Genomic DNA, 6,706 nt, shown 5'->3' on the forward strand with positions numbered 1-6,706 from the left:
GGCCGGCGGCACGCGATGACCCCCAAACTCCGTTGTCCGGAAGGGTCTGTCCCAGCAGCTTGCCAAACCGAGGGCCCGGACAAAACCGTGAGCGGCGCTGGTCCACTCCAATGGAGTCTTTCCGATTACGTCGAGTCGAGATGGGTCTCCAAGGCGTCGAGGCGGCTGCGCCAGTGGGCACGGTACGGAGCCAACCACTCGTCGATCTCCGCCAGCGGAGCCGCACGCAGGCGATACACCCGACGCTGCGCCTCCTGTCGGACCGACACCAAACCCGCCTCCCGGAGCAGCTTCAGATGTTTCGACACCGTCGGCTGGGCCAGCGGGAGGTGCTCGTGCAACTCGCCGGCCGCCCGCTCGCCCTCGCGAAGCAGGTCCAGGATCCGGCGCCGGTTCGGCTCCGCGAGCAGCTCGAACACCGACGGCTCAACCGAGCGCATCGGCCAGCCGGTCCAGGCCCGTCCGCCAACCAGAGGTCACCGCGGCGGCGGTGCCGGGGTCGTCGACGACGTTCGTGAAGACCAGCACGCAGCCCGCACCGTCCTGGGTCAGCTCGAAGCGCAGGGTCTCGCCGGCCCACGTGTACTCCAGAACCGCGGGTGGCTGACAAACGGTCACCTCGCCGTGACCATCGGGCAGACCGTTCGCCACGAACGTCAGCGACGCCCCGGCCGCGAAGTCGAGCCGGCAGCGGTCGTAGTCGAGGATCTCGACGAACCAGCTGCGCAGCTGGTCGACCTCGGTCAGCGCACGCCAGACCTTCTCACGCGGGTGGGCGAGCCGCCGTTCGAAGCGAAGCGCGACGCGGCCGTCCGGCAGGGTCTGCACGGTCTCCATTTCCATCAGGCAATATTACCATTTGACGAAATACTAACCCGGGGCAACAAGATCGGCTGGGCAACTTGTCACCAAGTGAGTAAGCCGTCGGTTTGTTGCGATCTGATGACACACTCCCGGCTCACGATCCGATGAACCGAATGCCACCCCTCGACGACGCGCGGTGGCGGCGAGGAGTTGTGTGCACATGACGGTCGAGTACCGACCCGATGGGAACGTCCTTCCCCGGCGGCTCGCCGACCTCCTCAGACCCGAGCTCACCAGCCTCGCCGCCGAGATCGTCGACGAGATCCGGGCCAAGATCCCCGTCTACGCGCGTCCGCTCGACGGGCCGTACGGCAGGTCCATCAACGCCGGCGTGCGGCACGCGACGAGCCTGTTCATCGAGCAGATCGCCAACCCGGACACGTCCGCGCAGAAGTGCTACGAGGTCCACCACAAGCTCGGCCAGAACGAGATGCGCGAGGGGCGTTCGCTGGACGACCTGCAGGCCGCGTACCGCGTCGGCGCGCGGGTGTCGTGGCGGCGGATCATGCGCGTCGGCAAGCGCAACGGGCTCTCGTCGACGGTGATGTCGCAGCTCGCCGACACCGTGTTCGCCTACATGGACCGGCTCGCGTCGGTCGCGCTCGACGGCTACCTCGAGGCCAAGGCCACCTCGGCGGGCGCGCTGGAGACGTGGCGGCGCCGACTCCTCGGCATGATCTTGCAGACCCCGCCCGCCCCCGCGGCCGCGATCGGCGAGCTGGCGCAGCTGACCGGCTGGCCGGTCCCCGAGACGGTGTCGCCGATCGCCGTGCAAGCGCTCCCCGGCACCGGCCACAACCAGCGCAAACCGAAGCTCGACGCGGACGTGCTCGCCGACCTCGACGGCGTCGAGCCGAAGCTGCTCGTGCCGGGCGAGGTCACCGACGCGCGGCTGGCGCGGATCCGCGCGGCGCTGCCGCAGTGTCGCCTCAGCGTCGGGCCGCCGGTGCCGCCGGACATCGCCGCGCACGCGCTGCGCTGGGCCCGCCGGACGCTGACGCTCGCGCAGCAGGGGGTGATCGCGGACGGCCTGGTCATCCGCGGCGAGCGGCACCTGTCCACGGTCCTGGTCCACTCCGACGACCGCCTGCTGGAAACGCTGCGGGACCGGCTGCTGGCTCCGCTGCGCGACCTGACCGTCAAGCAGCGCGAGCGGATGCTGGAGACGTTGCGGGCGTGGCTGGACACACAGGGCGGCGTGCCGGACATGGCCGGCCAGCTGGCCGTGCACCCGCAGACGGTCCGCTACCGGATGCGCCAGCTCGAGCAGTACCTCGGCGAGGCGATGCACGACCCGAGGCAGCGTTTCGAGCTGGAGCTCGTCCTGCGCTCGGCACCGGTCAGCCGGCCGAAGGTGTCGCTCCCGGCCCAGCGCGTCCGCCGGTAGCCCGGCCCTCGGTGGGCGCTCTCAGTGAGCGAAGTGGCGGGTCCCCGTCAGGTAGAGCGACGCGCCGGCCTCCTCCGCCGCGGCGATGACCTCCGCGTCACGGACCGAGCCGCCCGGCTGCACGATCGCCCGCACGCCGGCCTCCAGCAACAGCTGCGGGCCGTCGGGGAACGGGAAGAAGGCGTCCGACGCGGCCACCGAGCCGGCCGCCCGCTCGCCCGCCCGCTCGATGGCCAGCCGGGCCGCGTCGACGCGGTTGACCTGGCCCATGCCGACCCCGACCGTGGCCCCGTCCGAGGCCAGCACGATCGCGTTCGACTTCACCGCCCGGCAGGTGCGCCACGCGAAGGCCAGGTCGGCGAGCACGGCCTCGGACACCGGCGAGCCCGTCGCCAGCGTCCACTTGGCGGGGTCGTCGCCTTCGGCATCGAGAATGTCACGGGTCTGCATCAGCAGGCCGCCGGACACCGGGCGGATCTCCGCGCCGCCCCGACGCGGCGGCCGGGCCACCAGGATCCGGATGTTCTTCTTGCGCGACAGCACATCCACCGCGCCATCGGCGTAGGACGGCGCGACGATCACCTCGGTGAAGACCTCGGCCACCTGCTCGGCCATGTCCACGGTGACCTCGCGGTTGGCCGCGATCACCCCGCCGAACGCGCTCAGCGGGTCGCACGCGTGCGCCCGCCGGTGCGCTTCCGCCACCGCACCCACACCATCCACAGTGGACACCGCGATGCCGCACGGGTTGGTGTGCTTGATGATCGCGACACAGGGCTGCTCGTGGTCGAACGCGGCCCGCCACGCGGCGTCCGCGTCGACGTAGTTGTTGTACGACATCTCCTTGCCGTGCAGCTGATCCGCGGTGGCCAGCCCGTCGCCGCCGTGCGACGACACGTACAGCGCCGCCCGCTGGTGCGGGTTCTCGCCGTAGCGCAGCACCGATCGCCGCTCCCAGCTGGCGCCGACCCAGCCGGGGAAGCCCGACCCGGCGTCGTCGGAGGACAGCACGTTGCCGATCCACGACGCCACCGCGATGTCGTAGGAGGCCGTGTGCCGGAACGCGGCGGCGGCGAGTGCCTGTCTGTCCGCCACGGTGAAGCCACCGTCGCGCACCTGTGCCAGCACCCAGTCGTAGCGCGCCGGGTCGACGACGACGGCGACCGACGCGTGGTTCTTCGCCGCCGCGCGCACCATGGCCGGGCCGCCGATGTCGATCTGCTCGACGCACTCGTCGGGCTCCGCCCCGGAGGCGACGGTCCGCTCGAACGGGTACAGGTTGACCACCAGCAGGTCGTACGGCTCGATGCCGAGCGAGGAGAGCTGCGCGACGTGGGACGGCTTGCGCAGGTCGGCGAGCAGCCCCGCGTGCACCCGCGGATGCAGCGTCTTCACCCGCCCGTCCAGCGACTCCGGGAACCCCGTCACCTGCTCGACCGGCGTCACCGGCACGCCGGCGTCCGCGATCACGCGCGCGGTCCCGCCGGTCGACACGATCTCCACGCCGTTCGCGTGCAGCCCGGTGGCGAGCTCCAGCAGGCCCGCCTTGTCCGAAACCCCGATGAGGGCCCGGCGAACCGGGCGCCGCTCGTCAGTCACGGGATGCTCACCTTTCGTCCATGCACCGTGTAGCCCTCCCGGGCCATCAGCGCGATCACGTCGACCAGCAGGCGACGCTCGACTACCTTGATCCGCTCGTGCAGCGCGTCGACGGCCTCGTCCGGCGCGACGGCCACCGCCTGCTGCGCCACGATCGGGCCGGTGTCCACGCCCGCGTCGACCAGATGCACCGTGCACCCGGTGACCTTCGCGCCGTGCGCCACCGCGTCGGCGACCGCGTGCGCGCCGGGGAACGCCGGCAACAACGCGGGATGCGTGTTGACCACCCGGCCGCCGAAGCGGTCGAGGAAGGCCGGTCCGAGGATCTTCATGAAGCCGGCGGAGACCACGAGGTCGGGCTCGTGCGCGGCGACCGCGTCGGTCAGCGCCTTGTCCCAGGCGGCCCGGTCGGGGTGGTCGCCGAGCCGCGCGACGAACGTCGGCACTCCGGCCCGCTCGGCCCGCGCCAGCCCCTCGATGCCGCGCCGGTCCGCGCCGGCCGCGACCACGCGCACGGGGAAGCCGGGCTCCGCGCTCGCGTCGAGCACGGCCTGCAGGAGGGTTCCCGAACCGGAGACCAGTACGACGACCCGCGCCGGGACGTCCGGTCTCACCGAGGCCGACCCGGTCAGCGGAATCTCCCCAACGCACGCATACGCGCAGCTTAGGTGGCCGCCGGAAAGGCGCTCGCCCGCCCCGCCGCCCGGTCGCTAGGTTCCGCCGCGTGCTCACCCCGTCGCTGGCGGCCGTGCTGGGGCCGGATGTCGTCGTCACCTCGGTCGTGCCCCGGACCGGCGGGCAGCTCAGCACCGTGCACGAGGTGCGGCTGGCCGGCGCCGACCCGTTGATCGTCAAACAGTACGCGGACGAGTGGCGTTGGAAGCAGGCCAAGGAGGTGCACGTCTACTCGGTGCTGGCCGAGCAGGGCGTCGGCCCGGCGCCGCAGGTCGTGCACGTGGACGTCGAGCGCGCGGCGACGGTGCTGACGCTGGTGCCGGGCCGCCCGGACAACCCCGCGTACATGAGCCGGCAGTTCGCCAAGGAGCTGGCGGAGTTCGCGGCCTTGGGCGGCCCTGCCGAGCTGCACCACGCGGTGCGCTCGCGGGTGGCAGTACGACCTGACGGCGTCTTCGGTGAAGCGGGCCGGCCTGCTCGCCGGCTACGGACCGCTGCCGACCGACGGGCTGGCGCGGGTGGCGCTCTACCGGCTCTACCACGCGCTGGAGCTGTGGGACTGGTTCGCGTCGATCGGCAACACCGGGCCGCTGCCGTCGATCGCGAGGACATCCGCCGACTGGCTGTCGATTAGTCGACTTTCGTGACTCGGCTCTTCGGTTCGCCCGCCTCCGACTCGGCTTGGGGCTCGGCGGCTTCGGTTGCCTCGGCGGCTGACTCGCGATCGTGTTCGGCGGTAGTCTCGGCCGCGGTGTCGGCGCCCGGCTCGGCGTCGGTCTCGGACTCCGCTTCAGTCTCGGACTCCGCTTCGGTCTCGGACTCCGCTTCAGTCTCGGCGTCTGGTTCGAGTGGCGGCTCGTCGTCAGGATCCAGCAAGCCCGGCGGGTCGTCGCGCATCGGGCGGGGGCCGCCCAGCCATGCGGTCACCGCGGCCGGGATGCCGATCCACAGCGCCAGCGCCAGTGACACCGTCGCGGCGTGCAGGTTCACCGGGTCGAACGGGCCCACTCCGACGCGCCCGCCCGCGCTTCCGGCCAGCACCACGAACGCGACCGCCACCACGCCCGCCGCGATCGCCGCGCCACGCACTCGGACGGCCGGCTCCTCGGCCGCGTCCCGCAGCCGGCGGCCGACGAGCACGCCGACCCCCAGCGGCAGCGCGAAGAGTGCCGGCCACCACGCGGCCGGCTCCGCCGGCAGGGCGGCGAGCAGCGGCATGGCGGGCACCGGACCGCCGCTGAAGTCCAGCGGCGCCACCGAGACGACCCCCACCGAGAACCCCGGCCCGGCCACGAACGCGACCGCGGCGACCACCGCGTTGGGCACGAACCCGATCGACAGCAACAGCATGCCGAGCCCGTTGCCGAGGCCCGGCGCGGACACGGCGAACAGCTCTCGCGCGGTCGGCACCGAGGTGGCCAGGGCGAACGTCAGCACCGCACCACCCGCGGCGAGCAGCAACAACACCGCGAGCAGGCCGGCCCGCAGCCCGCGAAGCGCGATCGGCTCGGCCCGGGCCAGCAACGCGTCCCACAGCCCGCAGCACCGCAGCACACCGAACGCGGCGGCGAGCCCGGCGAGGAAGGCCGGGTAGTAGAACGCGGCCAGTGGGTCGATCGACACCCCGTGGTCGGAGACCGCGAGCGCGATGGCGAGCCCGCAACCGCCGTGTGCCGCGGCGATCGCGCTGACAGCCTGACCGGCCTGCCACGGCCCCGTAAGCTCCAGCCGCTCGGCGGCGCCGGCCGCGGCCCGCGCGGCGATCAGCAGCACGCCGATCGTCGCCGCAAGGGGCAGCACGCCGAGCTCGAGCCCGCTGATCGCGACCGGCACCTGGTGCGCGGCGAGCCAGCCCGGCAACGCGGCCGCCACCACGCCGGCCGTGGAGAAGTGCGCGAGCGGGGCGATCGCGGTGACGAGCGCGAGCAGCGCGGCGACCGCGGCGTAGCCGGTGACGACCGAGCCCAGTGCGGTGAAGGTCAGAACCCGGACGCGGGTGACCTTGGACGCTTCCGCTTCGACGCTGTCGCTGCTGATATCGGCGGCATCGAGGTCGAGGGACGGCGCCATGCGGCCCACTGTCGCACGCACGTTTGACCACTCGGCGCAGGCACGCCGCCCCGCCACCGCATCAGGTGAACCGTGTCACCGCACGTCAGTGGGGGTGGCACCGGAGCTCCG

The 6,706-nt window shown here is 72.6% G+C and carries 7 protein-coding genes; 2 read left to right on the forward strand and 5 right to left on the reverse strand.

The genetic code is table 11. The features are described from left to right. Positions 1–125: 125 nt before the first annotated feature. Positions 126–440, reverse strand: coding sequence for an ArsR/SmtB family transcription factor (locus tag ACRDSK_RS30440; protein WP_431444839.1), 315 nt, complete (start codon positions 438–440; stop codon positions 126–128). Continuing rightward, the gene (locus ACRDSK_RS30445) at positions 427–843 is read right to left on the reverse strand and encodes an SRPBCC domain-containing protein (RefSeq protein WP_431444840.1); all 417 of its coding nucleotides are present in this window, start codon (positions 841–843) and stop codon (positions 427–429) included. Before ACRDSK_RS30445 ends, ACRDSK_RS30440 begins: the two co-directional genes overlap by 14 nt. Positions 844–1,024: 181 nt before the next feature. On the opposite strand from ACRDSK_RS30445, the gene ACRDSK_RS30450 reads away from it, so the two are divergent. Beyond that, entirely contained in the window at positions 1,025–2,251 is a 1,227-nt protein-coding gene (locus ACRDSK_RS30450; RefSeq protein WP_431444841.1) for a helix-turn-helix domain-containing protein, read from the forward strand. 21 nt (positions 2,252–2,272) lie between these two features. Here ACRDSK_RS30450 and purH read toward each other — a convergent pair whose 3' ends face one another. After that, positions 2,273–3,850, reverse strand: coding sequence for a bifunctional phosphoribosylaminoimidazolecarboxamide formyltransferase/IMP cyclohydrolase (gene purH / locus ACRDSK_RS30455; protein WP_431444842.1), 1,578 nt, complete (start codon positions 3,848–3,850; stop codon positions 2,273–2,275). After that, complete coding sequence (gene purN, locus ACRDSK_RS30460) at positions 3,847–4,464, reverse strand: phosphoribosylglycinamide formyltransferase (RefSeq protein ID WP_431444843.1); 618 nt, start codon at positions 4,462–4,464, stop codon at positions 3,847–3,849. Before purN ends, purH begins: the two co-directional genes overlap by 4 nt. 110 nt (positions 4,465–4,574) lie before the next feature. Between purN and ACRDSK_RS30465 the strand changes: the two genes are divergently transcribed. Beyond that, positions 4,575–5,159 (forward strand): hypothetical protein, encoded by a 585-nt coding sequence (locus tag ACRDSK_RS30465; protein ID WP_431444844.1) that lies wholly within the window; start codon positions 4,575–4,577, stop codon positions 5,157–5,159. Here the strand turns inward: ACRDSK_RS30465 and ACRDSK_RS30470 are convergent. Next, complete coding sequence (locus tag ACRDSK_RS30470; protein ID WP_431444845.1) at positions 5,156–6,595, reverse strand: cell division protein PerM; 1,440 nt, start codon at positions 6,593–6,595, stop codon at positions 5,156–5,158. The genes ACRDSK_RS30465 and ACRDSK_RS30470 overlap by 4 nt on opposite strands. Positions 6,596–6,706 lie beyond the last annotated feature (111 nt).

Source organism: Actinophytocola sp. (genome assembly GCF_050699915.1).
Lineage (GTDB): Bacteria > Actinomycetota > Actinomycetes > Mycobacteriales > Pseudonocardiaceae > Actinophytocola.